This window comes from Streptomyces sp. NPDC016677 (assembly GCF_055562815.1).
Window position 1 is genome coordinate 384,147 of sequence record NZ_JBVHEO010000006.1, and the last position, 23,940, is coordinate 408,086.

The following is a 23,940-nucleotide window of genomic DNA, read 5'->3' on the forward strand; positions in this document are numbered from 1 at the left end:
TGACATCGGCCCTCCGGCCGAACCCCGCCGCCCGTCGCCTCCACCCTGCGACCCACCCGTCTCCTCCCGCCGTACGTCTGCGGGAGGAGACGGCCCCTGAGGGGCACGGGAAATCCGTTGGCCCCGGGCCCGAGCGCTCCTCTACAATCTCCGCTCTTCCCGCCTCCCTCACGGAGCGCCGCCGTCCGGACGGAAACCGGCCGGCATCCGCACCCACCATCCCAGGTCCGCCGGAGGCACCCCCTTGTCCACGTCCGTCCACGACGACCCCCTGTCCGGCCCCCTGTCCGACCCGCTCGCCCGGGAGCGCGCCCACCTGGCCGCGTCCCGTGCGGCCCTGCGCGCCATGCGTGCCGACGTCGAGTCCCTCGACATCAGCGACGTCACCGCGAACTGGGTCAACGCCGCCGTCCTGGAGCGGCAGATCGAGGACCGGGTCAAGGCCCTGGCCGACCTCAGCGACACCCCGCTGTTCTTCGGCCGGCTCGACTACGCGCACGCGCCGGGGGCGGAGCGGGCCGAGGGGGCGGAGGGGGCCGAGGGGGAGCGCCCGCGGCCGGAGGCCGCTTATCGGACACTGCACATCGGGCGGCGGCACGTCCACGACGCGGACGGCGACCCGATGGTCATCGACTGGCGGGCGCCCGTCTCGCAGCCGTTCTACCAGGCGTCCAGGAAGGACCCGAAGGACGTCGAACTGCGCCGCCGGTTCGGTTACACGGGCGGAGAGATCACCGCGTACGAGGACGAACGGCTGACCGACCCGGCGGAGGCGGCGGCCACCAGCAAGCTGCTCCAGCGGGAGATCGAGCGGCCCCGCGTCGGTCCGATGCGGGACATCGTCGCCACCATCCAGCCGGAGCAGGACGAGATCGTGCGCGCCGGACTGTCCGGCTCGGTCTGCGTGCAGGGCGGTCCCGGCACCGGGAAGACCGCCGTCGGCCTGCACCGGGTGGCGTACCTGCTGTACGCGCACCGCGAGCGGCTCGCCCGCACCGGCACCCTCGTCATCGGGCCGAACAGGTCCTTCCTGCACTACATCGAGCAGGTGCTGCCCGCGCTCGGCGAGCTGACCGTCCGGCAGGCCACCGTCGACGACCTGGTGGCCCACGTCGAGGTGCGCGGCACCGACGAGGCGGCGACGGCGGTGGTCAAGGGCGACGCCCGGATGGCGGAGGTGCTGCGCCGGGCGCTGTACTCGCACGTCTCGATGCCCGCCGAGCCGGTCGTCGTCGTGCGCGGCTCGCGGCGCTGGCGGGTTGCGGCGTACGAAGTGGAGGAGCTGGTACGGGAGTTGCTGGACCGGGGCATCCGGTACGGCGCCGCCCGCGAGGCCCTGCCGCAGCGCATCGCGCACGCCGTGCTGGTGCAGATGGAGCGGGCGGGCGAGGCGCCGGACGACCGGGTGCAGAACGCGGTGGCGCGGAACGCGGCGGTCAAGGCGTGCGTGAAGGCGGTGTGGCCGGCCGTCGACCCGGCCAGGCTGGTGCTGCGGCTGCTGTCGGAGCCGGAGTTCCTCGCCGAGCACGCCGAGGGGCTGCTCACGGAGGACGAGCGGAAGGCGGTGCTGTGGGCGAAGCCGGCCCGGTCGGTGAAGACCGCCAAGTGGTCGGCGGCGGACGCGGTGCTGATCGACGAGGCGGCGGATCTGATCGAGCGCACCCACTCCCTCGGGCACGTCGTCCTGGACGAGGCGCAGGACCTCTCCCCCATGCAGTACCGGGCGGTGGGCCGGCGCTGCACCACCGGTTCCGCGACCGTCCTCGGCGACCTGGCGCAGGGCACCACGCCGTGGGCGACCCGCAGCTGGCGGGAGGCGCTGGCCCACCTGGGCAAGGAGGAGGCGGTGGTGGAGGAGCTGACGGCCGGTTTCCGGGTGCCGACGGACGTGATCGCGTACGCCTCACGGCTGCTGCCGCACATCGCGCCGGGGCTGACGCCGGTGGCGTCGGTCCGGGAGAACCCCGGCTTCTTCGAGATCCGGGACGCCGACGGTACGGCCGACGTGGTGGCGGCCTGCCGCGAGCTGCTGCGCCGGGAGGGGTCGGTCGGGCTCATCGCCGCCGATGTCCGGGTCCCCGAGCTGGCGCGGGAGCTGACGGACGCGGGCGTCGGGCACCTCGCGCCGGGTGAGGAGACCACGGAGGGCGCCCGGCTGACCCTGGTCCCGGCCTCGCTGGCCAAGGGCCTGGAGTACGACTACGTGGTCCTCGACGAGCCACGGGCGGTGGTGGACGGGGAGCCGGACGAGCGGACGGGACTGCGGCGGCTGTACGTGTGTCTCACGCGGGCGGTGTCGGGGCTGATCGTGACGCACACGGCCCCGCTGCCGCGGCAACTCTCGGCGTAGCCGCGGGCGATCGTGCCGCCAGGGGCGGCACGGGTGGGCGCGGCGGCACCCGGCCGGCGGCGGGCCGCGCCACCCGCCCCCCGAGCGGCAGTCCGGTCACCGTCCAGGAGACGCTCAGTCCCCCAACACCCGCCGCCACTCCGCGACCGCCTCCGCCGAGACCGGACCGTCCCACCCCCGCGGCCGAGCCGCCCCGCCGATGTGGAACCCGTCGATCCCGGCGTCCAGCAGCCGCGGCACGTGGTCCAGCCGCAGCCCGCCCCCGACCAGGAGCTGCTGCTCGTAGCCGGGCTCGCCCTGCCGCCGCGCCTCGGCGACCAGCACGTCCCGTCCCTCGTCGACCCCGCCGGCCGACCCGGCCGTCAGATACGTGTCCAGGCCGGGGAAGTCCGCGAGCCGCTTGCGCAGGGCGGCCCGGTCGGCGGCGCGGTCGATGGCGCGGTGGAACGTCCACCGGCACCCCTGGAGGACCGCCGCCAGCCGCTCCACCGCCGCCAGGTCCACGTCCCCGTCCGCGTCGAGGAACCCCAGCACGAACTGGTCGGCCCCCGCCTCCCGCAGCTCCCCCGCGACTCGCACCAGCCGCTCCACGTCCTCGGCGGTCCCGGCGGCGAAGCCGTCCGCGAGCCGCAGCATCACGCGTACGTCGATGTCGACGGCGGCCCGGACCGCGGCGACGGTCGCGGCCGACGGGGTGAGTCCGTCGGCCGCCATGTCGGTGACCAGTTCGAGGCGGTCCGCGCCTCCGGCCCGGGCGGCGACCGCGTCCTCGACGTCGAGGGCGATCACCTCCAGGACTGCACGCTTGCTCATGGGGCCCCATTCGTCGGCGTCCACCGGCGTCCACCGGCGCGGCTACAGGTCTAGTCCAATCACGGGACAGATTAGCGCCCGAGCCCGCGCGCCCCCGGCGCACACCGCTCACCTCACCCGAAGATGACCAGTTCCCGCTCCTGCGCCCCGGCCGGTTCACGGGCCGCGCCGTCGGCCGGCCGTCCCGTGAGGCAGGCGGGAATCGCCGGACAGCCACAAGGGCTGGGGGCCTCCCGTCACCGTCACGGGAGAATGGACGCATGGCCGATCTCGACGACCTCCGCGCCCGCTGGCTGCGCGCCCTGCTCCCGGCCCGGGACGGCGCCTGCCTCCCCGAGCCGTACCGGTACGCCGACGCGCTGCTGCGCCGCTGGTCGGAGCCGCAGCGCCGCTACCACACCGTCGAGCACCTGACGGCGGTCCTGGACCACATCGACACGCTCCAGGAGTACGCCGACGACCTGGCCGTCGTACGCCTCGCCGCCTGGTTCCACGACGCGGTCCACCTGCCCGAGCGCTCGGCCAACGAGGAACGCTCCGCCCGCCTCGCCGAGCGCGCCCTGCCCGAGGCCGGGGTCGGGCCGGAGAAGACCGCCGAGGTGGCCCGCCTCGTCCGGCTGACCGTCACCCACGACCCGGCCGGCGACGACCGCAACGGGCAGGTGCTGTGCGACGCCGACCTGGCGGTCCTCGCCGCGCCGCCGGCGGCGTACGCCGCCTACACCGCGGCCGTCCGCCAGGAGTACCACTTCGTGCCGGACGACGCCTTCCGCGCCGGCCGGGCTGCGGTCCTGCGTCAACTCCTCGGACTGCCCAGCCTGTTCCGGACGCCGTACGGGCGGCGCGCGTGGGAGGCGACCGCCCGGTACAACCTCGCCGGAGAGCTGGAAATGCTGTCGCCGGACGCTCCCCCGGCCCCGTAGCCTGCCCGCCATGCGGAACACGGGCGAGCTGGGCGGGGAACAGGTCGAGGCGGCCGTCGCGGGCGCCGTGGCGGTACTGGGCACGGTGGCGGACCGGGACTGGGAGGCGGTGCGGGCCGGGCGGCTGGAGTGGAGCTGCCGGGAGACAGCGGCGCACATCGCGGGCGACCTCATCGCCTACGCGGGCCAGTTGGCCGGGCGGGCCGCCGACGCCTACGTCCCCTTCGAGATCACCCTGGACGAGGGCACCGGCAACGAGGGGCTGCTCCACGTCGTCCGGACGACCGGCGCGCTGCTCGCCGCCACCGTCCGCACCACGCCCCGCGACGTCCGCGCCTTCCACCCGTACCCCTTCCGGGACGCGGGCCGGGACGGCTTCGCCGCCATGGGGGTCGCCGAAGTACTGCTGCACACCCACGACATCGCCACCGGCCTCGGCGTGCCGTACGAGCCGTCCGCCGAGCTGTGCGCGTACGTCCTGACGCGGATCTTCCCGCACGTGCGGCCCGGCACCGACGCCTGGCGCACGCTGCTGTGGGCCACGGGGCGGGGCGAGTTGCCGGGCCGGGCCCCGGTGACCGGCTGGAAGTGGTGCAACAACCTGGTGCTCCCGGCCGAGCGGCTCGTCCTGGAGGGCATCACCCCGGCCGCCGCGAACGACCTCGCCCTCGGTGGCGACGGCGGCTTCCCCTGGGCCGGGGGACGGCCGGTCGACGGCACGCGCGAGGGCGCCGGGATGGTGGTGAAGGCGTACGAAGGGGGCGTGCACCGGCCGGAGTGGGGGATGTACGCGCTGGTGCGCCGCACGGACGGCCTGGCGGTCGGCGCGATGGGCTTCCACGGGGTGCCCGACGAGGACGGCCGGGTGGAGGTCGGCTACGACCTCGTCGAGGCGGCGCGCGGCCACGGCTACGCCACCGAGGCACTGCGCGCGCTGTCGGGGTGGGCGCTGGCCCGGCCCGGCGTGAACCGCGTCTTCGCCCGTACCGAGCCGGACAACCACGCCTCGCAGGCGGTGCTGGAGCGGGCCGGTTTCACCCGGGTGCCGACGGAGGACCCGGCGGACGCGGAACTGTTCGCCTACGAACTGCGGGGCTGATCGCCTACGAACTGCGGGGCTGATCGCCTACGAGCTGCGGGGCCGACCCGGCCGGCCCCCGGCCGCGCCCGCGCCGCGCTTGGGGCGGCGCAGCCCCGCCCCGCGCAGCAGCCGCACCACCTCGCGGCTGCTCACCTCCAGCGCGCCGGCCCGTACGGCGTCCGCGTACCGGTGGGCGGGGAGGTCGTAGTGGTCGCGGTCGAAGGCCCGGCGGGGCACGTCCAGGCGGCTCGCGAAGGCGTGCAGTTCGTCGTAGGAGACGTCGCTGACCAGGTGGGACCACATCCGCCCGTGGCCGGGCCAGGACGGCGGATCGACGTAGACGGTCACGAGGAGGCCCCCGGGCCGCCGAGGGCCGTGCCCAGCGAGCCCACCGCGGCGACCTTGACGCCCGCCTCGGAGCACACCCAGTGCGGGTCGGGGCCCAGCTCCGGCTCGATGTCCAGGGCGTGCGGGTCGCCGGAGCCGCACACCGGGCACAGCGGCCAGCGGCCGTACCGCTCCAGCAGCGCGTCCTGCACGTCCTGCGCGACCAGGCCCGCCACGAACGGTGCGCCGTCCGGCCACTGCTCGACCCACCAGCGCCGCTGCACGACGGACTCCTCGACGAGCGAGACGACGTCCGCCTCGGCGACCTCGCCCGCGACGAGGTCGGCGAGGACCAGGGCGCGGGCGGCGTGCAGCGCCTGTTCCAGGGGGCTGATGGGGTTCATGCACCCATTGTGCGCACTCTTGCCCCGGCACCGGAATGAAAATATCTTTCACCCATGACTGACGGGGTGAAGGAAACTACCGGTGTGCCGACCGTGCCGCTGCCGCCCGTGCCGCCCGTGCCCGCCGCGCTCGCGGCCAAGGTGCGCACCCTGGCGCCGTCCATGACCCGTTCCATGCAACGGGTCGCCGAGGCCGTCGCGCGGGACCCGGCGGGCTGCGCCGCGCTCACGGTCACCGGGCTCGCCGAGCTGACCGGCACCAGCGAGGCGACCGTCGTACGCACCGCCCGCCTGCTCGGCTATCCCGGCTACCGCGATCTGCGGCTCGCCCTCGCCGGGCTCGCCGCCGCGCAGCAGTCCGGGCGGGCGCCCGCCATCACCACCGACATCGCGGTGGACGACCCGATCGCCGACGTCGTCGCCAAGCTCGCCCTCGACGAGCAGCAGACCCTCGCGGACACGGCGGCCGGCCTGGACACCGCCCAGCTCGGCGCGGCGGTCACCGCGCTCGCCGCCGCCCGGCGCACCGACGTGTACGGCATCGGGGCGTCGGGGCTGGTCGCCCAGGACCTCACCCAGAAGCTGCTGCGCATAGGGCTGATAGCCCACGCGCACTCCGATCCGCACCTCGCCGTCACCAACGCGGTGCAGCTGCGCGCCGGGGACGTCGCCGTCGCCATCACGCACTCCGGTTCGACCGGGGACGTCATCGAGCCGCTGCGGGTCGCCTTCGAGCGCGGGGCGACGACGGTGGCGGTCACGGGGCGGCCGGACGGGCCGGTGGCGCAGTACGCCGACCACGTACTGACGACGTCCACGGCGCGGGAGAGCGAGCTGCGGCCGGCGGCGATGTCCTCCCGGACGGGGCAGTTGCTGGTGGTGGACTGTCTGTTCGTGGGGGTGGCGCAGCGGACGTACGAGGCGGCGGGGCCGGCGTTGTCGGCGTCCTACGAGGCGTTGGCCCACCGGCACGGGTCGGGGCGCCGCAGGACGTGAGCGTCGGGGGCGGCCGCGGGTCCGTTGTGGCCGCTCGCGCAGTTCCCCGCGCCCCCAGGGACATGACCGACATCGGAACCAGAAAGAGCCGAGCCTCCATGACCTCCACCCCCGACCTCCGTTCCCAGCTGGACTCCCTCTCCACCGAGGCGTTCCGGCCGGACCTCGCCGAGATCGACCGGCTGCCGACCCTCGACATCGCCCGGCTCATGAACGGGGAGGACGCCGGGGTCGCCGCCGCCGTCGCCGCGCGGCTGCCCGAGATCGCCGCCGCCGTCGACGCCGTCGCCGCACGGATGGAGCGCGGCGGGCGGCTCGTGTACGCCGGGGCCGGGACCGCCGGGCGGCTCGGCGTGCTGGACGCCTCCGAGTGCCCGCCCACCTTCGACACGGCACCCGGGCAGGTCGTCGGCCTGATCGCGGGCGGACCGGACGCCCTGGTCACCTCCGTCGAGGGCGCCGAGGACTCCGCCGAGCTGGCCCGCGCCGACCTGGACGCGCTCGGCCTCGCCCCCGACGACACGGTGGTCGGCGTCTCCGCCTCCGGCCGGACCCCGTACGCCGTCGCCGCCGTCGCGCACGCCCGCGCGCTCGGCGCCCTCACCGTCGGGCTGGCCTGCAACGAGGGCAGCGCGCTGGCCGCCGCCGCCGAGCACGGCATCGAGGTCGTCACCGGACCCGAGCTGATCGCCGGCTCCACCCGGCTGAAGGCGGGCACGGCCCAGAAGCTGGTCCTCAACATGCTGTCGACGATCACCATGATCCGGCTCGGCAAGACGTACGGGAACCTGATGGTCGACGTCCGCGCCTCCAACGAGAAGCTGCGCGCCCGCTCCCGCCGGATCGTCGCGCAGGCCACCGGCGCCGGGGACGGGGAGATCGAGCGGGCGCTGGACGCGGCCGGCGGCGAGGTCAAGCAGGCCGTGCTGATCCTGCTGGCCGGGGTCGACGGCCCGACGGCCGCCCGCCTTCTGGAGGACTCCGGCGGCCGGCTGCGCGCCGCGCTGGCCGCGACGGCGCGCTGACGCGCAGGCTCGGGGCGTGCACCAGGACCCCCGAGCCACCGCCACCGCCCTCCTGCCCCTGGTCGGCGGCCCCGCCAACGTCGTCTCCGTCGCCCACTGCGTGACCCGCCTGCGCCTGGTCCTGGCCGACCGGGCCCGGGTGCGGGACGCCGAACTGCGGGCGCTGCCCGGCGTCCTCGGCGTGGTGGAGGACGGGGAGGCGTACCAGGTGGTGCTGGGGCCGGGGGTGGTCGGACGGGTGACGGAGGCGTTCGAGGCGCTGCTGCCGGGCGGGAGCGAGGGCGTGGAAAGGGGTGCGGCCGGCACGGCCGACGCCCTCGCCCGGCGCGGCGCGGCGCTGAAGGCGCGGCAGAAGGAGCGCGACGCCACCCCGCTGAAGCGCGGCCTGCGGCGCGTGGCGAACGTCTTCGTCCCGCTCATCCCGGCCCTGATCGGCTGCGGCATGCTCGCGGGCGCCGCCGGCCTCCTGCGCACCCTGCGCTGGCTGCCCGGCCTCACCCCCGCCCTCACCGCCCTGTCCGCCGCCTTCATGGCGCTGATCGCGGTGTTCGTCGGGCACAACACGGCCCGCGAGTTCGGCGGCACCCCGGTGCTGGGCGGCGCGGTCGCCGCCGTCGTGGTGTATCCGGGCGTCGCCCAGGTGACCGCGTTCGGCGCCCCGCTCGCCCCCGGCCAGGGCGGGGTGCTCGGCGCGCTGGCGGCGGCGCTGCTCGGCACGTACGTCGAGAAGTGGTGCCGCGCCCGCCTCCCCGGCACCCTGGACGTCCTGCTCACCCCGACCCTGACCGTCCTGGTCGCCGGCCTGACCACGCTGTACGTCCTGATGTACACGGCCGGCGAGGTCGCGTCCGCCGTCGGCACGGCGGCGACCTGGCTGCTGACGACCACGGGCGTCCTGGCCGGCCTGCTCCTCGGCGGCCTCTTCCTGCCCCTGGTCATGCTCGGCCTGCACCAGGCCCTGATCCCCCTGCACACCACCCTCATCGACCAGCAGGGCCACACCGTGCTGCTGCCGCTGCTGGCCATGGCGGGCGCGGGCCAGGTCGGCGCGGCGGTCGCGGTCTACGTCCGGCTGCGCCACGACACGTCCCTGCGTACGACGATCAGGTCCGCGCTCCCGGCCGGCCTGCTCGGCGTCGGCGAACCCCTCATCTACGGCGTCTCCCTCCCCCTGGGCCGCCCGTTCCTGACGGCCTGCGTGGGCGGCGCGGCGGGCGGCGCGTTCGTCGGCCTGTTCGCGATGCTCGGCACCGAGGCCGGGGCGACGGCGATCGGCCCGTCCGGCTGGGCCCTGTTCCCGCTGCTCTCCGGGGACCGGGGGCTCGCGGTGGCGGCGGGGGTGTACGCGGGCGGGCTGGTGACGGGCTACGCGGCCGGGTTCCTGGCGACGTACGCGTTCGGCTTCCCCCGGCGGACGGGCACGGCGGGCACGCGCTGAACGCCGGCCGCCGCCCCCGGGGGGCTACTGGGGCCGGTACTTGGCCAGCTCCCCGGACATCTTCTCCATGCGCTCCCTGACGAGCGTCAGCGCGGGGAAGCTCGCCTCCACCAGCTGCCGCTTTTCCAGGGGGGTCAGGGTGCCCTCCTCCCATCTCGCGAACCGGCCGGACCATGTCTGCACCGTCTCCCGCATCGTGTCCAAGTACCGGCGCACGTCCGTCGCCACGGTCAGGAATCTCCGTATCTCGGGGTGGTCCGCCCGGCCGGGGTCGGACTCGATCGCCTGGATCTCGGTGTCCGCCGCCTGGCGCGCGGTCGTCAGCTCGTCGACCAGGGCGACGAACCGCTGCCGGAGCCGCTGCCCGGTCGGCACGGTCCCGCCCTCGTACGGCTTGTCCATGTCGTAGGGCACCCCGAAGTTCTGGGCGATGTCCATGACTTCGTGCAGCGTGTGGTAGGCCAGCGTGGACGTGTGGTCGTAGTGGACCCGCCAGAAGGAGAAGATGCCCCAGGCGACCGCGGCGATCTCCTCCTGTGACGCCCCGGCCGTCTGCGCCATCTTCATCATGCGGGCGGCCCGGTGGGACTGCCCCGCCCACACCGGCATGTTCCTGGCGCGGGCCAGCTTGGTGGTCTCGCTGTTCTCGTCGCGCACGAAGGGCTGGCGGGCGGCCACGCCCGCCGGCGGTTTCTTCAGGACGGTGTTGCCACGGTCCGCGGTGGTCCGCCGCCTCCCCTCGGCGTCGAAACCGGCGGTGCTCCGCAGCTCCTCCGGGCTGGTCTCCGGCAGCCAGCCGCTGCCCTGGGTCCGGGTCCCGCGGTCGGCCTTCCCGAAGTACTCCTGGAGGTCGTGCAGCGTGATCAGCTTGTCCCGGAAGTTGAATTCCTCGGGGTTCTGCATCACCGCCAGGTAACCGCCCTTGCCCAGCATCCCGGGGCGCAGGCGAGTGCCCTTGAACTTGTCGCCGCCGAAGTACGTCGCATAGGTCCCGGGCAGAGTCCTGGTCAGCTCGCGCACCATCTTCTCCTCGTTCTCCGCCGTGAAGCGTTTCTGCTCGCGGCGCTCGCTCTTCTTGTCCTCGAAGTGGCGGTGCAGACGCTTCAGCAGAACATCCAGGAAGACTTCGACCTCCCTCTCGTCCTGGATGGTCTGCGCCAGCTCCTTCTCCTTCCTCCGGTTCTCCTTGGCGGTGACCCAGCCCATGAGGTGACGGGCCAGTTCCGTGTAGTCGTTCACCAGGATCTTGTGGTTCTTCGCCCCGAAGTCCGGGTGGGCACCGACGTCCCGCTTGAGGGCCGGGTGGTAGCCCTTGTGCCCGACCGGGGCGACGATCGCCTTCTTGAGCTGGTCGATGACCCGGCCCTCGTGGTTCATGAACCGCTCGCGTTCCTCCGGCGAGAAGTCCTTGTCGACCACCTTTCTCAGCTCCTGGTGCAGTTTGCCCGACAGGCTGTCGACGACCGTCGCGTGCTGGTCCTGCGGCAGCTTCCGCGTATTCGCCTGGTAGCGCTCGGTGAAGTTCGTCTGTCCGACCACGAGCGTGCGCTGCACCGGGGCGGCGGTCCCGGGACCGCCGCTGACGGCGCGGGCGACGGCGGCGTTCCCGGCCAGGCCCTGCAGGGCCCGCACGTCGGGTGGGTGCCGGTGCGGCGCCGTGACGGGCAGCCCGGTGCCGGCGGGCTGCTGCTCCCGCTGCCGGCCGCGTACGTGCTGGTGCATCGTGTGCCCTCTCCCCTGCACAGGTGGCGTGCGCCTCGGCACGGCCCGCACCTTGACTACTGGACGCCGCACCCGGCCGGGAAGGACCTGCGGGGTAAGTGCGCCTGCCCGTTCAGGCGGACCTGCCCGCCGCCTACCATGGCCGGGGCGCCCGCCCCGCGGACCCCCGCCGAACCCGACCCCGACCACCTCCGGACCGGAGCCATGAACCACGCCCAGCTCACCGCCCTCGGCCGTGCCCTGCGCCTGCTCGGTGAGCACGGCGAGGCCCTGACCACCGACACCCCCGACGCCAAGCTGCACGAGATGCGGGGCGATCTGCGCCGCGCCCTGGACCTGCTGGAGGAGAGCGCGTCGACGACGGCCCCCAGCACCCGCTGCCCCGAGCATCCGAGCGGGCCGGTGGACGAGGCCGCCCCCGACCTGTGCCTGCTGTGCGAGACCCGGCGCCGCTCGGCCCGCCGCGCCGGGTACGGGGGCGGCGGCCCCGCCCGCCCCCGTCCCGCCGAGCCGGTCCCGTCCCGCTACGGCCTGCGCGACGACCGCCCCCAGGCCCAGCAGCGCTGGCTCCCGGAGGCGTGGAACGGCCAGGCGTGGCAGCTGTGCGGCACCCCACGCCGCGACCGCCGCGAGGCCGAGCTGTATCTCGCCGCCCAGCGGCGGGGGCCGCGCCCGGCCAGGGCCTACCGCCTCGTCCACGAGTTCACGGACTACGAGGTGCTGCGGATGTGGGGGACGCCGGTACGGACGGACATCGAACCGATGCCGTGAGTCTCCCCGTCAGACGTGCAGGGGCAGCGCGGTGATCTCGTGCCCCTCCCACAGGAGCCGGGTCGCCTCCTCCGGCCAGGGCACCACGGCGGGCTCGGCGTCCAGGACCTGCACGAGCCGCCGCTCGGTGTCGTACGCCGGCCAGCCCGGGTCGCCGGTCCGGGCGAACGCCGTCCAGGACGCCCGGAACCGGGCGGACAGCGCCAGCGCCACCTCGTCGGGCTCCGCCCCGGCGAAGAGCAGCGCGCCCAGGTCCACGTCGAAGGTTCCGAAGAGCAGCGGCAGGTCCAGGGCGTGGCAGGCGCCGAGCCCCCCGACGCCCGGGGCCGGCCAGGTCAGCTCGTAGGCGTGCGCCCGGCCGCCGCCCGCCAGGTGGGCCTCGGCCAGCCGCATCGTCGGCACGGCGAACAGCCAGTCCGTCTGCACCTTCTCGTACAGCTCCCCGGCGCTCGCGTCGGGGAAGGCGGCCCGGTACGCGGCCTCCCCGCCGTCGCCGGGGGCGTACATCCGCAGCGCGGACGCCGCCCGCTCCTCCCCGATCGTGCCGAGCTGTCCGGCCATGGCGACGAAGAGCCGGAACTCGTCGCGGTTGTGCCCGACGACCAGATCGACGTCCCGCGACGCCCCGTCGACCAGCGCCCGCCAGGGCAGGACCGGCAGTACGTCACCGTCCACGACGGGCGAGTACGGCGTCACCGTCGGCGCGGCCTGCCCCCAGCGGCCGGTGTACCCGGGCATCTTCGCGGCCAGTGTCTGTCCCGCCCTGACCAGCCGGTCGGGGTCCACGGTCGCGAGGTCGGCGACGGCCGGGCGCAGCCCCGCCTCGGCGGCGAGGGCGGCGCCGATGTCCCGGGCCAGTGCGTCGGAGAAGAACGTGCCCGGCACGCTCTGCGCGATCGCCCGCCGGAACAGGCCGTCCGCCCGGTCCATGGCCAGCAGCGCGGCGATCGAACCGGCGCCCGCGGACTCCCCGAAGACGGTGACCCGCCCCGGGTCCCCGCCGAACCCCTCGATGTTCTCCCGGACCCACTCCAGCGCGGCGACCTGGTCGAGCAGCCCCCGGTTGGCGGGCGCGCCGTCGATCCACGCGAACCCCTCCATCCCCACCCGGTAGTTGAAGGTGACGACGACCAGGTCCCCGTCGGCGGCTATCCGGCGGGCGTCGTAGCCGGGGCTGCCGCCGTGCCCGAGCTTGTAGGCGCCGCCGTGGATCCACACCATCACCGGGCGGCGGGCGGCCGGATCGGCGTCGGGCGTCCAGACGTTGACCGTCAGCCAGTCACCGTCGCCCGGCCCGGCCGCCGCCTGGCCCGGGACCAGCAGGTCCTGCGGGGGCGGCGGACCGAAGGCGTACGCCTCCCGGACGCCGTCCCACGCCTCGGCCGGGCGCGGCGCGGCGAACCGTGCCTCTCCGACCGGCGGCGCGGCGAACGGGATGCCGCGGAAGACGGTGAGCCCGTCCTCCCGGCGTCCGCGCACCGCGCCACCGGTGGTGCCCACCACGGCTCCGCCGCCCCTGCTGACCCGCGTGTCCGTCATCGACCACTCCTGACTGGTTACCGTCGGCCGTACGCCAGTTGGTGATCTCACGGACCCTACGCCCCGCCGGGCACCGCCTCAGCTCAGGGTCCGCAGCGCCGCCGGGTCGAACGGGGCCAGCTCGTCGAGACGGCCGGACAGCACCTTCTCGGCCCACCGCGGGTCCTGGAGCAGCGCCCGGCCGACGGCGACCAGGTCGAACTCGTCGCGCTCCAGCCGGTCCAGCAGCTCGTCGAGGCCCTTGACCGCCGCGCCCTCGCCCGTGAACGCCTTGCCGAACTCGCCGTCGAGCCCCACCGAGCCGACGGTGATGACGGGCTTGCCGGTCAGCTTCTTCGTCCAGCCCGCGAGGTTGAGGTCGGAGCCGTCGAACTCCGGCAGCCAGTAGCGCCGCGTGGACGCGTGGAAGGCGTCGACACCGGCGGCGGCGAGCGGCGCGAGGATCGCGTCCAGCTCCTCGGGGGTCCGGGCGAGCCGGGCGCCGTAGTTGTCCGACTTCCACTGCGAGAACCGGAAGATGACGGGGAACCGCGCGGAGACCCGCTCCCGCACCGCCGCCACGATCTCCGCGGCGAACTTCGTACGGGCCACCGGGTCGCCGCCGTAGGCGTCGGTACGGCGGTTGGTGCTCTCCCACAGGAACTGGTCGACGAGGTAGCCGTGGGCCCCGTGGATCTCGACCCCGTGGAACCCGATGCGCTCGGCGTCGGCGGCGGCCTGCGCGAACGCCGCGACCACGTCGTCGATGTCCTGCTGCGTCATCGCCTTGCCGGTGGCCTCGTCCGCCCCGAGCCGCAGCCCGGACGGTCCGACGGCCGGGGCGTCGGCGAACGGCGGCTCCCCGTCGTTGCGCACCATCCCGATGTGCCACAGCTGCGGCACGATCGTGCCGCCGGCCGCGCGCACCGCCTCGGCGACCTTCGCCCACCCGGCCAGCTGCTCCTCCCCGTGGAACCGCGGCACGCTGTCGCTCTGCCCGGCGGAGGGATGACCGACGTACGTCCCCTCCGTGACGATCAGTCCGACGCCGGCGGCGGCGCGGCGGGCGTAGTACGACACCACGTCCTCGCCCGGGACACCGCCCGGCGAGAACATCCGGGTCATCGGCGCCATCGCGATGCGGTTCGGCACGGTCAGGCCGTTGACCGTGGTGGGCCGGGAGAGGATCTCGGCGGCGCGGGAGGCGGCGTCGGTCACGGGGGGCTCCTTGGCGTGAGGGGGGAACCGGACGGTATGTGCACACGCATGCAACACGCGGCCCTACGCACAACCCGTCTCTCCGCTCACGGCATTCCTGCCGTGCCCTGTCCGTGACCCTGTTCACAGTGGCCGCCGGGGCCACGGGAAAACGCCCGAGGGCGGCACCCCCTGTCGGAACAACAGGAGGCGCCGCCCTCGGAACGAAGGACGCTCGATCAACCCTCGGGTCGATCAGAAGTCCATGTCACCGCCCGGCATGCCGCCGCCGGCCGGGGCGGCGGCGGCCTTCTCCGGCTTGTCGGCGATGACGGCCTCGGTGGTGAGGAACAGCGCGGCGATGGAGGCGGCGTTCTGCAGGGCGGAACGGGTCACCTTCGCCGGGTCGATGATGCCCTCGGCGATCATGTCGACGTACTCACCGGTCGCGGCGTTCAGGCCGTGGCCGACGGTGAGGTTGCGGACCTTCTCCACGACGACGCCGCCCTCAAGACCGCCGTTGACGGCGATCTGCTTCAGCGGGGCCTCCAGCGCGAGCTTCACGGCGTTGGCGCCGGTCGCCTCGTCGCCGTCCAGCTCCAGCTTCTCGAAGACCTGGGAGGCCTGGAGCAGGGCCACGCCACCACCGGCGACGATGCCCTCCTCGACGGCCGCCTTGGCGTTGCGCACGGCGTCCTCGATGCGGTGCTTGCGCTCCTTGAGCTCCACCTCGGTGGCGGCACCGGCCTTGATGACCGCGACGCCGCCCGCGAGCTTGGCCAGGCGCTCCTGGAGCTTCTCGCGGTCGTAGTCCGAGTCGCTGTTCTCGATCTCGGCGCGGATCTGGTTGACCCGGCCGGCGACCTGGTCGGCGGAGCCGGAGCCGTCGACGATGGTGGTCTCGTCCTTGGTGATGACGACCTTGCGGGCGCGGCCCAGGAGGTCCAGGGTCGCGTTCTCCAGCTTGAGGCCGACCTCCTCGGAGATGACCTCGCCGCCCGTGAGGATGGCGATGTCGCCGAGCATGGCCTTGCGGCGGTCGCCGAAGCCCGGGGCCTTGACGGCGACGGACTTGAAGGTGCCGCGGATCTTGTTGACGACCAGCGTCGACAGGGCCTCGCCCTCGACGTCCTCGGCGATGATCAGCAGCGGCTTGCCCGACTGCATGACCTTCTCCAGGAGCGGGAGCAGGTCCTTGACGTTGGAGATCTTGGAGTTGGCGATCAGGATGTACGGGTCGTCGAGGACGGCCTCCATACGCTCCATGTCGGTGGCGAAGTACGCCGAGATGTAGCCCTTGTCGAAGCGCATACCCTCGGTGAGCTCCAGCTCCAGACCGAAGGTCTGGGACTCCTCGACGGTGATGACGCCTTCCTTGCCGACCTTGTCCATGGCCTCGGCGATCAGCTCGCCGATCTGGGTGTCGGCGGCGGAGATGGAGGCCGTGGAGGCGATCTGCTCCTTGGTCTCGACGTCCTTCGCCTGCTCCAGCAGGGCGGCGGAGACGGCCTCGACGGCCTTCTCGATACCGCGCTTCAGGGCCATCGGGTTGGCGCCGGCCGCCACGTTGCGCAGACCCTCGCGCACCAGGGCCTGGGCGAGAACGGTCGCGGTGGTCGTACCGTCACCGGCGACGTCGTCCGTCTTCTTGGCGACTTCCTTGACCAGCTCGGCGCCGATCTTCTCGTACGGGTCCTCGAGCTCGATCTCCTTGGCGATGGAGACACCATCGTTGGTGATCGTGGGGGCGCCCCACTTCTTCTCGAGGACGACGTTGCGGCCCTTGGGGCCGAGCGTCACCTTGACGGCGTCCGCGAGCTGGTTCATGCCGCGCTCGAGGCCGCGCCGCGCCTCCTCGTCGAACGCGATGATCTTGGCCATGTGAAGTGGTCCCTCCAGGACTGGGGGTGATTCCTTCGGACCGCGCCCGCGCCCGCGACGGACGGCTCGCCGGCCTCGTGGTTCCTTCCCCACGGCGGCCCGCGGGCCTCACCGACCCGGTCCTTCGTTGTCACTCTCACCTTCAGAGTGCTAACGCAATGATTAGCACTCGGCCCCTGCGAGTGCAAGCGCCTCCCCCGGATCGGGGGCCGCGCTCAGCCGCCCGCGAACACGGCCCGGACATGCCCCGGACAAGGTCCGGACATGCCGGAGGGCCCGCGCCTCGGTGAGACGCGGGCCCTCCGGAGAAGACCTTCGCTGCGGTGGTCGCGCGTATCAGGCAGTGACGCGGACCATGTCGGCCTGCGGGCCTTTCTGACCCTGCGAGATCTCGAACTCGACCCGCTGGCCTTCTTCAAGGGTGCGGTAGCCGTCCATCTGGATCGCGCTGTAGTGGACGAAAACATCCGCACCACCGTCGACCGCGATGAAGCCGTACCCCTTCTCCGCGTTGAACCACTTGACGGTGCCCTGAGCCATGCCTAACTCCCCTATTACTGGCCCTTGCACAGACCCGCACTTCGCGGATCCGGGTCAGACCTCGCCCCCCAAAAGGCTCGGAGGCGTGCGCCGGAACGCGTCGACCGCGGCCGAATGTATCTGTCCAACTGCCCTCTGCAACAGGTCAATTGGACGAGAAATCTGGACGGGAGCGGTCCGGAATATGGCGAGAAATCGTGAGAATCCGGGGCAAGTCGGGCCACGCAAAGGTTACAGAAGCCACAAAACACGCCCACAGTTTGGCTACATCTGGTCGGGCGTGCGGCGGAAATTCGGAGTTCACGCTTTCGCGATCATCGGCGCGTTCCCCAACTCTACCGTGCTCAACCACATGGAATTGCCCCCTCCGCTTCTATTGCGGAGGGGGCAATTCAGGGGACGGTGGGTGACCGCGTCAGCCGCCCGCGACGGCCGGAATGATCGAGACGCCGGCCCCGTCGGGGGTGGCCGTCTCCAGGCCCTGCTCGAAACGGACGTCGTCGTCGTTGACGTACACGTTGACGAAGCGGCGCAGCTTGCCCTGGTCGTCCAGGACGCGGGCGGAGATGCCGGTGTGGTTCTTCTCCAGATCGGCGATGACCTCGCCGAGGGTGGCCCCTTCGGCGGTCACTTCGGCCTGCCCGCCGGTGTAGGTACGCAGGATGGTCGGGATGCGGACAGAGACACTCACTTGAAACCTCCGGTCAGGGAATCTACGTAGGGACGCGTCACGCCAGCCCCGCCTCGCGGAACGACGCGAGGTTCGGCCGGATCGTCGCCGTGAGCCCGGTCCCCGCGACCGCGTCCAGCGTCTTCAGACCGTCGCCGGTGTTGAGCACGACGGTGGTCAGCGCCGGGTCCAGCACCCCCGCCTCGATGAGCTTCTTCGTCACTCCCACCGTGACACCGCCGGCGGTCTCCGCGAAGATCCCCTCGGTCCGCGCCAGCAGCTTGATCGCGTCGACGACCTGCTCGTCGTTCACGTCCTCCACCGCGCCGCCGGTGCGGCGCGCGATGTCGAGGACGTAGGGGCCGTCGGCCGGGTTGCCGATGGCGAGGGACTTGGCGATGGTGTCCGGCTTCTGCGGGCGGACGACGTCGTGGCCGGCCTTGAAGGCGGTGGAGACCGGGGAGCAGCCCTCGGCCTGGGCGCCGAAGATCTTGTACGGCTTGTCCTCGACCAGGCCGAGCTGGATCAGCTCCTTCAGCCCCTTGTCGATCTTCGTGAGCTGGGAGCCGGAGGCGATGGGCACGACGAGCTGGTCGGGCAGCCGCCAGCCGAGCTGTTCGCAGATCTCGTACGCCAGGGTCTTGGAGCCCTCGGCGTAGTACGGGCGCAGGTTGACGTTGACGAAGCCCCAGCCCTCGCCGGCCGGGTCGCCGATCAGCTCGGAACAGAAGCGGTTGACGTCGTCGTAGTTGCCCTCGATGCCGACGAGTTCGCCGCCGTAGATCGCGGCCATGACGACCTTGCCCTGCTCCAGGTCGTGCGGGATGAACACGCAGGAGCGCAGGCCGGCACGGGCGGCGGCGGCGCCGACGGCACCGGCCAGGTTGCCGGTGGAGGAGCAGGACAGGGTGGTGAAGCCGAAGGCGCGGGCCGCTTCCAGGGCCTGGGCGACGACGCGGTCCTTGAAGGAGTGCGTCGGGTTGCCGGAGTCGTCCTTGACGTACAGGCCGCCGGTGACGCCCAGCTCGGCGGCGAGGCGGTCGGCCTTGACGAGCTTGGTCCAGCCCGGGTTGATGTTGGGCTTGTCGGCGACGTCGGCGGGGACGGGCAGGAGGGGCGCGTACCGCCAGATGTTGGTGGGGCCCGCTTCGATACGCGCGCGGAGCTTCTCGGTGTCGTAGGACGAGAAGTCGTAAGCGATCTCCAGCGGGCCGAAACACTCCTCGCAGGCGAAGACCGGGCCGAGGGGCACGCGGTGGCCGCATTCCCGGCAGGAGAGCGCCGTGGCGGGGCCGAGATCGACGGAGGCGGCGGGGGTGGTGGTGCTTTCGGCAGTCTGCACAGCCATGGAGGCGAGGCCCTTTCTCCTCATCTTCCTCACGACGCATCTCGCCGTGAGACGGATTTGGCACCTTCCCGAGCCGGGAGCCTCGCTTCTTCACGAGTGCCGGCTGGAGGGTTGCCGGGGCTTCATCGGGCCGTGTCCCTCTGCCCCTCTGGATGAGCTGTATGTGGTTGTCAGCGGCGGCCACCCCCGACATGCGATGGTCATCCGCGTTGTTCAAGACTGTAACCGAAGGCCAGGACAGTTGAGATAGTCGTCCGATGCGCGAGATGGATCACATAAGGGATGCGTGGTCCGTACAGGGAGGAGCCGCAGACCGTGCTGGAAGAAGTCGAGCGTTGGCTCAGCGCACGTTCCTGGTCCGTGTCCGACCGGCCGCTCCACCAGATCCTGGCCGCCAAGCAGCGCACGGGCCAGACGGTCAGTGTGGTGCTTCCCGCGCTGAACGAGGAGGAGACGGTCGGCGACATCGTCGCGGCGATCCGGCACGACCTGATGTGCCAGGTTCCGCTGGTCGACGAGATCGTGGTGGTCGACTCCGGGTCGACGGACGCCACCGCGAAGGTGGCCGCGGCGGCCGGCGCCCGTGTCGCGCACCGCGACGAGATCCTCCCGCGCCTCGCGCCCGTGCCCGGCAAGGGCGAGGTGCTGTGGCGGTCGCTGCTGGTGACGGGCGGCGACATCGTGGCGTTCGTCGACGCGGACCTGAGGGAGTTCTCGTCCGACTTCGTCACCGGCATCGTCGGTCCGCTGCTCACCGACCCGGACGTGCACCTGGTCAAGGCCATGTACGACCGTCCGCTGGGCGCCGCCGCCGGGCAGGGCGGCCGGGTCACCGAGCTGATGGCCCGGCCGCTGCTGAACATGCACTGGCCGCGGCTGGCCGGGTTCGTGCAGCCGCTGGGCGGCGAGTACGCGGCCCGCCGCTCGCTGCTGGAGCGGCTGCCGTTCCCCGTGGGGTACGGGGTGGAGCTGGGAATGCTGGTGGACGCGCTGCACCTGGTGGGGCTCGACGCGCTGGCCCAGGTGGACGTCGGGGTGCGCAAGCACCGGCACCAGGACGGGCAGGCGCTGGGCCGGATGTCCGCCGCGATCTACCGCACCGCGCAGCTGCGGCTGGCCCGCGGCCATCTGATCCGGCCGTCGCTGACCCAGTTCGAGCGCGGCGAGGACGGTTTCGAGCCGCGCACCTTCTCGGTGGACACCGAGGAACGGCCGCCGATGCTGGAGATCGCGGAGTACGCGCGGCGCAAGGTGGCGTGAACGTACGTTTGAGCTGGTGACGGCCGGGCTAGGTTGAGGCGTATGGCTTCAACGTTCGGTGCTGCTCAGGTGCTGGTGGCCTCCAACCGTGGCCCCGTCTCGTACGAGATCCAGGAGGACGGTTCGCTGCGGTCGAAACGCGGCGGCGGCGGGCTGGTCTCCGGGCTGTCGGCGATCGGGCCGGACGCGGGGGCGCTGTGGGTGTGCTCGGCGCTGTCCGACGGCGACCGCGAGGCGGTGCGGCGCGGGGCCGGCGAGGACGGCGTGCGGATGCTGGACGTACCGGCGGACGTGCACGCGGACGCGTACAACGGGATCGCCAACTCGGTGCTGTGGTTCGTGCACCACATGCTGTACCAGACGCCGCTGGAGCCGGTCTTCGACGCGGAGTTCCGGCGGCAGTGGGCGTCCTACGAGGCGTTCAACCGGGCCTTCGCCGAGGCGCTGGCCGAGGAGGCCGCCGAGGGCGCGGCCGTGCTGGTGCAGGACTACCACCTGACGCTGGTGCCGGGGATGCTGCGCGAGCTGCGCCCGGACGTACGGATCAGCCACTTCTCGCACACGCCGTGGGCGCCGGTGGAGTACTTCCGGATGCTGCCCGACGACATCGCCGCGCAGGTGCTGCGCGGGATGCTGGGCGCGGACCGGCTCGGGTTCCTCACCCGGCGGTGGGCCGAGGCGTTCACCGCGTGCTGTGACGCGCTGGTGGGCGGGCTCGGGGACACCGTGGTGGGAGTGCACGGGCTCGGGGCCGACGCGGACTTCCTGCGCGAGCGGTCGCACGAGGCCGACGTGGACGAGCGGATGGCGGCGCTGCGGGAGCAGATCGGACCGGGGCGGAAGACCATCGTGCGGGTCGACCGGACCGAGCTGTCGAAGAACATCGTGCGCGGGCTGCTGGCCTACCGGCGGCTGCTGGCCGACCGGCCCGAGTGGCGCGAGCGGGTGGTGCACGTGGCGTTCGCCTACCCGTCCCGGCAGGACCTCGCGGTGTACCGGGAGTACACGGCCGAGGTGCGGCGGGTGGCCGAGGAGATCAACGCGGAGTACGGGACGGACGGCTGGACGCCGGTCGTACTGCACGTCAAGGACGACTTCGCGCGGTCGCTCGCGGCCTACCGGCTGGCGGACGTGGCGCTGGTCAACCCCATCCGGGACGGGATGAACCTGGTCGCCAAGGAGGTGCCGGTCGTCTCCGACGAGGGGTGCGCGCTGGTGCTGTCGCGGGAGGCGGGGGCGTTCGAGGAGCTGGGCGAGGACGCGGTGGCCGTCAATCCGTACGACGTGACGGGGACGGCGGAGGCGTTGCACGAGGCGCTCGGCCTGCCGGCGGGAGAGCGGGCCGAGCGGTCGAAGCGGCTGGCGGCGGCGGCGACCGCGTTGCCGCCGGCGCGGTGGTTCCTGGAGCAGTTGGAGGCGCTGCGGGGCTGAGGGGCGGCGGCTGTGCCCACTACTTCGTCCGGACCGCCGGGCAGTATCCGGTGTCGGCGCCGATGGAGTTGATCTCGGCGTTCGAGCGCGGGTCATTGGCGTAGTTCAGCTGGTCCGTGCACTTCGAGGTCTTCTCCGCGGGGGTGTCCGACAGTGGTGCGGGGCAGGTGCCCGTGTCGGCGCCGATGGAGTTGATCTCGGCGTTCGAGCGCGGGTCGTCGGCGTAGTTCAGCTGGTCCGTGCACTCCGCGGTCTCCGGCGTGGACGTGCCCGACGGCGGCGGGCAGGTGCCCGTGTCTGCGCCGACGGAGTTGATCTCGGCGTTCGAGCGCGGGTCGCCGGCGTAGTCGAGCTGGTCCGTGCAGCTCAGCTCGGTTCCGGTGGTCGCGGCCGAGCCCTTGTCCGTGGTGTCAGCGGTGCCCTGGGCGGGCGCGCCGGCCGAGGCGGAGACCGAGGCGGAGGCCGACGGGGTGCTCTCGTCGGCGGTCACGGCGGCCGGGGACGTCGCGGTGCTGTCGCCGCCACCGCCGCAGGCGGTGAGGGAGAGGCCGGCGGCGAGGGCGACGAGGGCGAGCAGCGGGGCCTTGCGGGCGGACTTCGTGGCCTTGCGAGCGGACATGGTCTCTCCTCCACGGTTGCGGGCCCGGGTGAGCGGGCTTGTCGTCGTGGAGGAGGCCGGGGAGCACCGGGCCGGTTGCCCCGCGGGTGGCGTCAGGACGCGCCTGTGACACAGAGGGAGAAGCGCTGTGACGTTGTCTCAGGCCAGGCGCCGGGCGAGCGCGCCGAGCAGGGCGACCACCCCGGCCGGGCCGTCCACCTCCACGTCCGCGCGCTTCCTCAGTTCGGTCACCTCGTCGCTGCCGCTGCACACCAGCAGGCCGGGGGTGCCCTCGGTGCGGAGCCGGTCGACGGCGGAGTAGGCGGGGAGGTCGCCGAGGTCGTCGCCGGCGTAGAGGACCGCGCCGGCGCCGATGCCCTGGACGTGGTCCAGGAGGGCGGCGCCCTTGTCCATGCCGGGCGGACGCAGTTCCAGGACCATGCGGCCGGGCTCGACGATCAGGCCGTGGCGGGCGGCGAGGCCGGTGAGGGGGGCGCGCAGGGCCTCGAAGGCGGCCTGTGGATCGGCGGCCCGGCGGGTGTGGACGGCGACGGAGCGGCCCTTGTCCTCGGTCCGGGTGCCGTCCGGGGCCCCGGCCAGCAGTCCGGGCAGTTCTGCGCGGACAGCGGCGACCCCGGGGTGCGGGGCCGGGGCGGTGACGGTGCCGGTGGCGGCGTCCCAGCGTTCGGCGCCGTAGTGGCCGAGGACGACGAGGTGCTCCAGGCCGGGTACGCCGGCGAAGCCGCCGTGGTGGACGGCGACCTCGGCCGGGCGGCCGGTGATCACCGCGACGGAGGCGACCTTCGGGGCGAGCGCGGCCAGCGCGGGCACCGCGCCGGGGTGGGCGCGGGCCTGGTCGGGGTCGGGCACGATCCCGGCGAGCGTGCCGTCGAAGTCGAGTGCGATCACCGCCCGGCGGGGGTCGGCGAGGAGCCCGTCGAGCCCTTCGCGCCCGGCCTCGGTGGCGGGCGTCGGCAGGTGGTCCAGCGGGTCGGGGGTTGCGTCCGTGTGGCTGCCCATACCGCGAACCTATCCCGGCGGGACGGGTCGCACGCCTCTGCGCTCGGTCGGCGTGAGCGTGACCGGGGCGGGCCTCGGCGATCGCGGGCCCCGCCCGGTGCCCCTGTCGCCCCGGTGACCCTGTCGCCCCGGTGGCCCTGTCGCCACGGTGCCCCGACGACCGAGCGACCCGGCTGCCCCGGTGACCCTGTCGCCTCGGCGACCCGACGACCGAGCCACCCAGCCGCCCCGGCGACCCGACGACCGAGCCACCCCGGTAACCCAGCCGCCCCGGCGACCCACCGACCGAGCCACCCAGCCACCCCGGCAACTCAGCCGCCCCAGCGACCCGCCGACCGAGCCACCCAGCCACTCCGATAACCCGGCCCGCCCCGGCGACCCACCGACCGAGCGGCCCAGCCACCCCGGTAACCCAGCCGCCCCAGCGACCCACCGACCGAGCCACCCAGCCACCCCGGCAACTCAGCCGCCCCAGCGACCCACCGACCGAGCCACCCAGCCACCCCGGCAACTCAGCCGCCCCAGCGACCCGCCGACCGAGCCACCCAGCCACCCCGGTAACCCGGCCCGCCCCGGCGACCCACCGACCGAGCGGCCCAGCCACCCCGGTAACCCAGCCGCCCCGGC

At 73.4% G+C, this 23,940-nt stretch carries 21 protein-coding genes and 1 riboswitch; of the genes, 9 read left to right on the top strand and 12 right to left on the bottom strand.

Annotated features, from left to right (window positions below; translation table 11 throughout):
* The first annotated feature begins 244 nt into the window (after positions 1-244).
* On the top strand, positions 245-2,350 hold the full coding sequence (locus ACZ3IG_RS20110; protein WP_467433659.1) for a HelD family protein: 2,106 nt from the start codon (positions 245-247) through the stop codon (positions 2,348-2,350).
* Between the two features lie 114 nt (positions 2,351-2,464).
* On the opposite strand, the gene ACZ3IG_RS20115 is transcribed toward ACZ3IG_RS20110, so the two are convergent.
* Positions 2,465-3,163 (bottom strand): copper homeostasis protein CutC, encoded by a 699-nt coding sequence (locus tag ACZ3IG_RS20115; protein WP_467433661.1) that lies wholly within the window; start codon positions 3,161-3,163, stop codon positions 2,465-2,467.
* A gap of 260 nt (positions 3,164-3,423) precedes the next feature.
* Here ACZ3IG_RS20115 and ACZ3IG_RS20120 point away from each other — a divergent pair, with 260 nt between their 5' ends.
* Together ACZ3IG_RS20120 and ACZ3IG_RS20125 are read left to right on the top strand one after the other, a co-directional pair.
* On the top strand, positions 3,424-4,086 hold the full coding sequence (locus ACZ3IG_RS20120) for an HD domain-containing protein (protein ID WP_467433662.1): 663 nt from the start codon (positions 3,424-3,426) through the stop codon (positions 4,084-4,086).
* A 10-nt stretch (positions 4,087-4,096) separates the two neighbouring features.
* On the top strand, positions 4,097-5,185 hold the full coding sequence (locus tag ACZ3IG_RS20125) for a GNAT family N-acetyltransferase (protein WP_467433663.1): 1,089 nt from the start codon (positions 4,097-4,099) through the stop codon (positions 5,183-5,185).
* 27 nt (positions 5,186-5,212) lie between these two features.
* Here ACZ3IG_RS20125 and ACZ3IG_RS20130 read toward each other — a convergent pair whose 3' ends face one another.
* The gene (locus ACZ3IG_RS20130; RefSeq protein WP_467433665.1) at positions 5,213-5,515 is read right to left on the bottom strand and encodes a DUF4031 domain-containing protein; all 303 of its coding nucleotides are present in this window, start codon (positions 5,513-5,515) and stop codon (positions 5,213-5,215) included.
* Positions 5,512-5,898 (bottom strand): hypothetical protein, encoded by a 387-nt coding sequence (locus tag ACZ3IG_RS20135; RefSeq protein ID WP_467433666.1) that lies wholly within the window; start codon positions 5,896-5,898, stop codon positions 5,512-5,514. The genes ACZ3IG_RS20130 and ACZ3IG_RS20135 overlap by 4 nt, the downstream gene beginning before the upstream one ends.
* Before the next feature lie 54 nt (positions 5,899-5,952).
* Between ACZ3IG_RS20135 and ACZ3IG_RS20140 the strand changes: the two genes are divergently transcribed.
* The 3 genes from ACZ3IG_RS20140 to ACZ3IG_RS20150 all read left to right on the top strand — a co-directional run bounded on the left by ACZ3IG_RS20140 (position 5,953) and on the right by ACZ3IG_RS20150 (position 9,357).
* Positions 5,953-6,894: a MurR/RpiR family transcriptional regulator gene (locus ACZ3IG_RS20140; protein WP_467433668.1), complete on the top strand. Its 942-nt coding sequence runs from the start codon at positions 5,953-5,955 to the stop codon at positions 6,892-6,894.
* 98 nt (positions 6,895-6,992) lie between these two features.
* Positions 6,993-7,919, top strand: a complete 927-nt coding sequence (gene murQ, locus ACZ3IG_RS20145) for an N-acetylmuramic acid 6-phosphate etherase (RefSeq protein ID WP_467433670.1) — start codon at positions 6,993-6,995, stop codon at positions 7,917-7,919.
* A gap of 16 nt (positions 7,920-7,935) precedes the next feature.
* Complete coding sequence (locus ACZ3IG_RS20150; protein WP_467433672.1) at positions 7,936-9,357, top strand: PTS transporter subunit EIIC; 1,422 nt, start codon at positions 7,936-7,938, stop codon at positions 9,355-9,357.
* Positions 9,358-9,381: 24 nt separating this feature from the next.
* On the opposite strand, the gene ACZ3IG_RS20155 is transcribed toward ACZ3IG_RS20150, so the two are convergent.
* Positions 9,382-11,079, bottom strand: a complete 1,698-nt coding sequence (locus ACZ3IG_RS20155) for a hypothetical protein (RefSeq protein ID WP_467433674.1) — start codon at positions 11,077-11,079, stop codon at positions 9,382-9,384.
* A 204-nt stretch (positions 11,080-11,283) separates the two neighbouring features.
* Between ACZ3IG_RS20155 and ACZ3IG_RS20160 the strand changes: the two genes are divergently transcribed.
* Positions 11,284-11,850 (top strand): hypothetical protein, encoded by a 567-nt coding sequence (locus tag ACZ3IG_RS20160; RefSeq protein ID WP_467433675.1) that lies wholly within the window; start codon positions 11,284-11,286, stop codon positions 11,848-11,850.
* A gap of 9 nt (positions 11,851-11,859) precedes the next feature.
* On the opposite strand, the gene ACZ3IG_RS20165 is transcribed toward ACZ3IG_RS20160, so the two are convergent.
* The 6 genes from ACZ3IG_RS20165 to thrC form a co-directional block, all read right to left on the bottom strand.
* On the bottom strand, positions 11,860-13,389 hold the full coding sequence (locus ACZ3IG_RS20165; protein ID WP_467433677.1) for a carboxylesterase/lipase family protein: 1,530 nt from the start codon (positions 13,387-13,389) through the stop codon (positions 11,860-11,862).
* A gap of 78 nt (positions 13,390-13,467) precedes the next feature.
* The gene (locus ACZ3IG_RS20170; RefSeq protein WP_467433680.1) at positions 13,468-14,586 is read right to left on the bottom strand and encodes an NADH:flavin oxidoreductase; all 1,119 of its coding nucleotides are present in this window, start codon (positions 14,584-14,586) and stop codon (positions 13,468-13,470) included.
* Positions 14,587-14,820: 234 nt separating this feature from the next.
* A complete protein-coding gene (gene groL / locus ACZ3IG_RS20175) occupies positions 14,821-16,446 on the bottom strand; it encodes a chaperonin GroEL (RefSeq protein ID WP_467433682.1) in 1,626 nt (541 codons plus the stop codon).
* A gap of 336 nt (positions 16,447-16,782) precedes the next feature.
* Positions 16,783-16,986 (bottom strand): cold-shock protein, encoded by a 204-nt coding sequence (locus tag ACZ3IG_RS20180; protein ID WP_004986573.1) that lies wholly within the window; start codon positions 16,984-16,986, stop codon positions 16,783-16,785.
* 415 nt (positions 16,987-17,401) lie between these two features.
* A complete protein-coding gene (locus ACZ3IG_RS20185; RefSeq protein WP_215170196.1) occupies positions 17,402-17,677 on the bottom strand; it encodes a ubiquitin-like small modifier protein 1 in 276 nt (91 codons plus the stop codon).
* Between the two features lie 37 nt (positions 17,678-17,714).
* Complete coding sequence (gene thrC / locus ACZ3IG_RS20190) at positions 17,715-19,004, bottom strand: threonine synthase (RefSeq protein WP_403537518.1); 1,290 nt, start codon at positions 19,002-19,004, stop codon at positions 17,715-17,717.
* Positions 19,005-19,021: 17 nt separating this feature from the next.
* Positions 19,022-19,163, bottom strand: a riboswitch (SAM riboswitch).
* A gap of 156 nt (positions 19,164-19,319) precedes the next feature.
* Here thrC and ACZ3IG_RS20195 point away from each other — a divergent pair.
* Together ACZ3IG_RS20195 and ACZ3IG_RS20200 are read left to right on the top strand one after the other, a co-directional pair.
* Positions 19,320-20,264 carry a glucosyl-3-phosphoglycerate synthase gene (locus tag ACZ3IG_RS20195; RefSeq protein WP_467433685.1) on the top strand — a complete coding sequence of 315 codons (945 nt, stop codon included), beginning with the start codon at positions 19,320-19,322 and terminating at the stop codon, positions 20,262-20,264.
* 42 nt (positions 20,265-20,306) lie between these two features.
* Entirely contained in the window at positions 20,307-21,695 is a 1,389-nt protein-coding gene (locus tag ACZ3IG_RS20200) for an alpha,alpha-trehalose-phosphate synthase (UDP-forming) (RefSeq protein ID WP_467433686.1), read from the top strand.
* Between the two features lie 19 nt (positions 21,696-21,714).
* Here the strand turns inward: ACZ3IG_RS20200 and ACZ3IG_RS20205 are convergent, their stop codons facing one another.
* Together ACZ3IG_RS20205 and otsB are read right to left on the bottom strand one after the other, a co-directional pair.
* A complete protein-coding gene (locus ACZ3IG_RS20205) occupies positions 21,715-22,314 on the bottom strand; it encodes a hypothetical protein (protein ID WP_467433688.1) in 600 nt (199 codons plus the stop codon).
* A 138-nt stretch (positions 22,315-22,452) separates the two neighbouring features.
* Entirely contained in the window at positions 22,453-23,313 is an 861-nt protein-coding gene (gene otsB, locus ACZ3IG_RS20210; RefSeq protein WP_467433690.1) for a trehalose-phosphatase, read from the bottom strand.
* Positions 23,314-23,940 lie beyond the last annotated feature (627 nt).

Excerpts from the sequence above, each read along its gene's own strand:
- ACZ3IG_RS20125 (WP_467433663.1), top strand. The coding sequence starts at position 4,097 with ATGCGGAACACGGGCGAGCTGGGCGGGGAACAGGTCGAGGCGGCCGTC.
- ACZ3IG_RS20140 (WP_467433668.1), top strand. The coding sequence starts at position 5,953 with ATGACTGACGGGGTGAAGGAAACTACCGGTGTGCCGACCGTGCCGCTG.
- ACZ3IG_RS20155 (WP_467433674.1), bottom strand. The coding sequence starts at position 11,079 with ATGCACCAGCACGTACGCGGCCGGCAGCGGGAGCAGCAGCCCGCCGGC.
- ACZ3IG_RS20120 (WP_467433662.1), top strand. The coding sequence starts at position 3,424 with ATGGCCGATCTCGACGACCTCCGCGCCCGCTGGCTGCGCGCCCTGCTC.
- ACZ3IG_RS20200 (WP_467433686.1), top strand. The coding sequence starts at position 20,307 with ATGGCTTCAACGTTCGGTGCTGCTCAGGTGCTGGTGGCCTCCAACCGT.
- groL (WP_467433682.1), bottom strand. The coding sequence starts at position 16,446 with ATGGCCAAGATCATCGCGTTCGACGAGGAGGCGCGGCGCGGCCTCGAG.
- ACZ3IG_RS20165 (WP_467433677.1), bottom strand. The coding sequence starts at position 13,389 with ATGACGGACACGCGGGTCAGCAGGGGCGGCGGAGCCGTGGTGGGCACC.
- murQ (WP_467433670.1), top strand. The coding sequence starts at position 6,993 with ATGACCTCCACCCCCGACCTCCGTTCCCAGCTGGACTCCCTCTCCACC.
- ACZ3IG_RS20180 (WP_004986573.1), bottom strand. The coding sequence starts at position 16,986 with ATGGCTCAGGGCACCGTCAAGTGGTTCAACGCGGAGAAGGGGTACGGC.
- ACZ3IG_RS20135 (WP_467433666.1), bottom strand. The coding sequence starts at position 5,898 with ATGAACCCCATCAGCCCCCTGGAACAGGCGCTGCACGCCGCCCGCGCC.
- thrC (WP_403537518.1), bottom strand. The coding sequence starts at position 19,004 with ATGGCTGTGCAGACTGCCGAAAGCACCACCACCCCCGCCGCCTCCGTC.
- ACZ3IG_RS20205 (WP_467433688.1), bottom strand. The coding sequence starts at position 22,314 with ATGTCCGCTCGCAAGGCCACGAAGTCCGCCCGCAAGGCCCCGCTGCTC.
- ACZ3IG_RS20115 (WP_467433661.1), bottom strand. The coding sequence starts at position 3,163 with ATGAGCAAGCGTGCAGTCCTGGAGGTGATCGCCCTCGACGTCGAGGAC.
- otsB (WP_467433690.1), bottom strand. The coding sequence starts at position 23,313 with ATGGGCAGCCACACGGACGCAACCCCCGACCCGCTGGACCACCTGCCG.
- ACZ3IG_RS20160 (WP_467433675.1), top strand. The coding sequence starts at position 11,284 with ATGAACCACGCCCAGCTCACCGCCCTCGGCCGTGCCCTGCGCCTGCTC.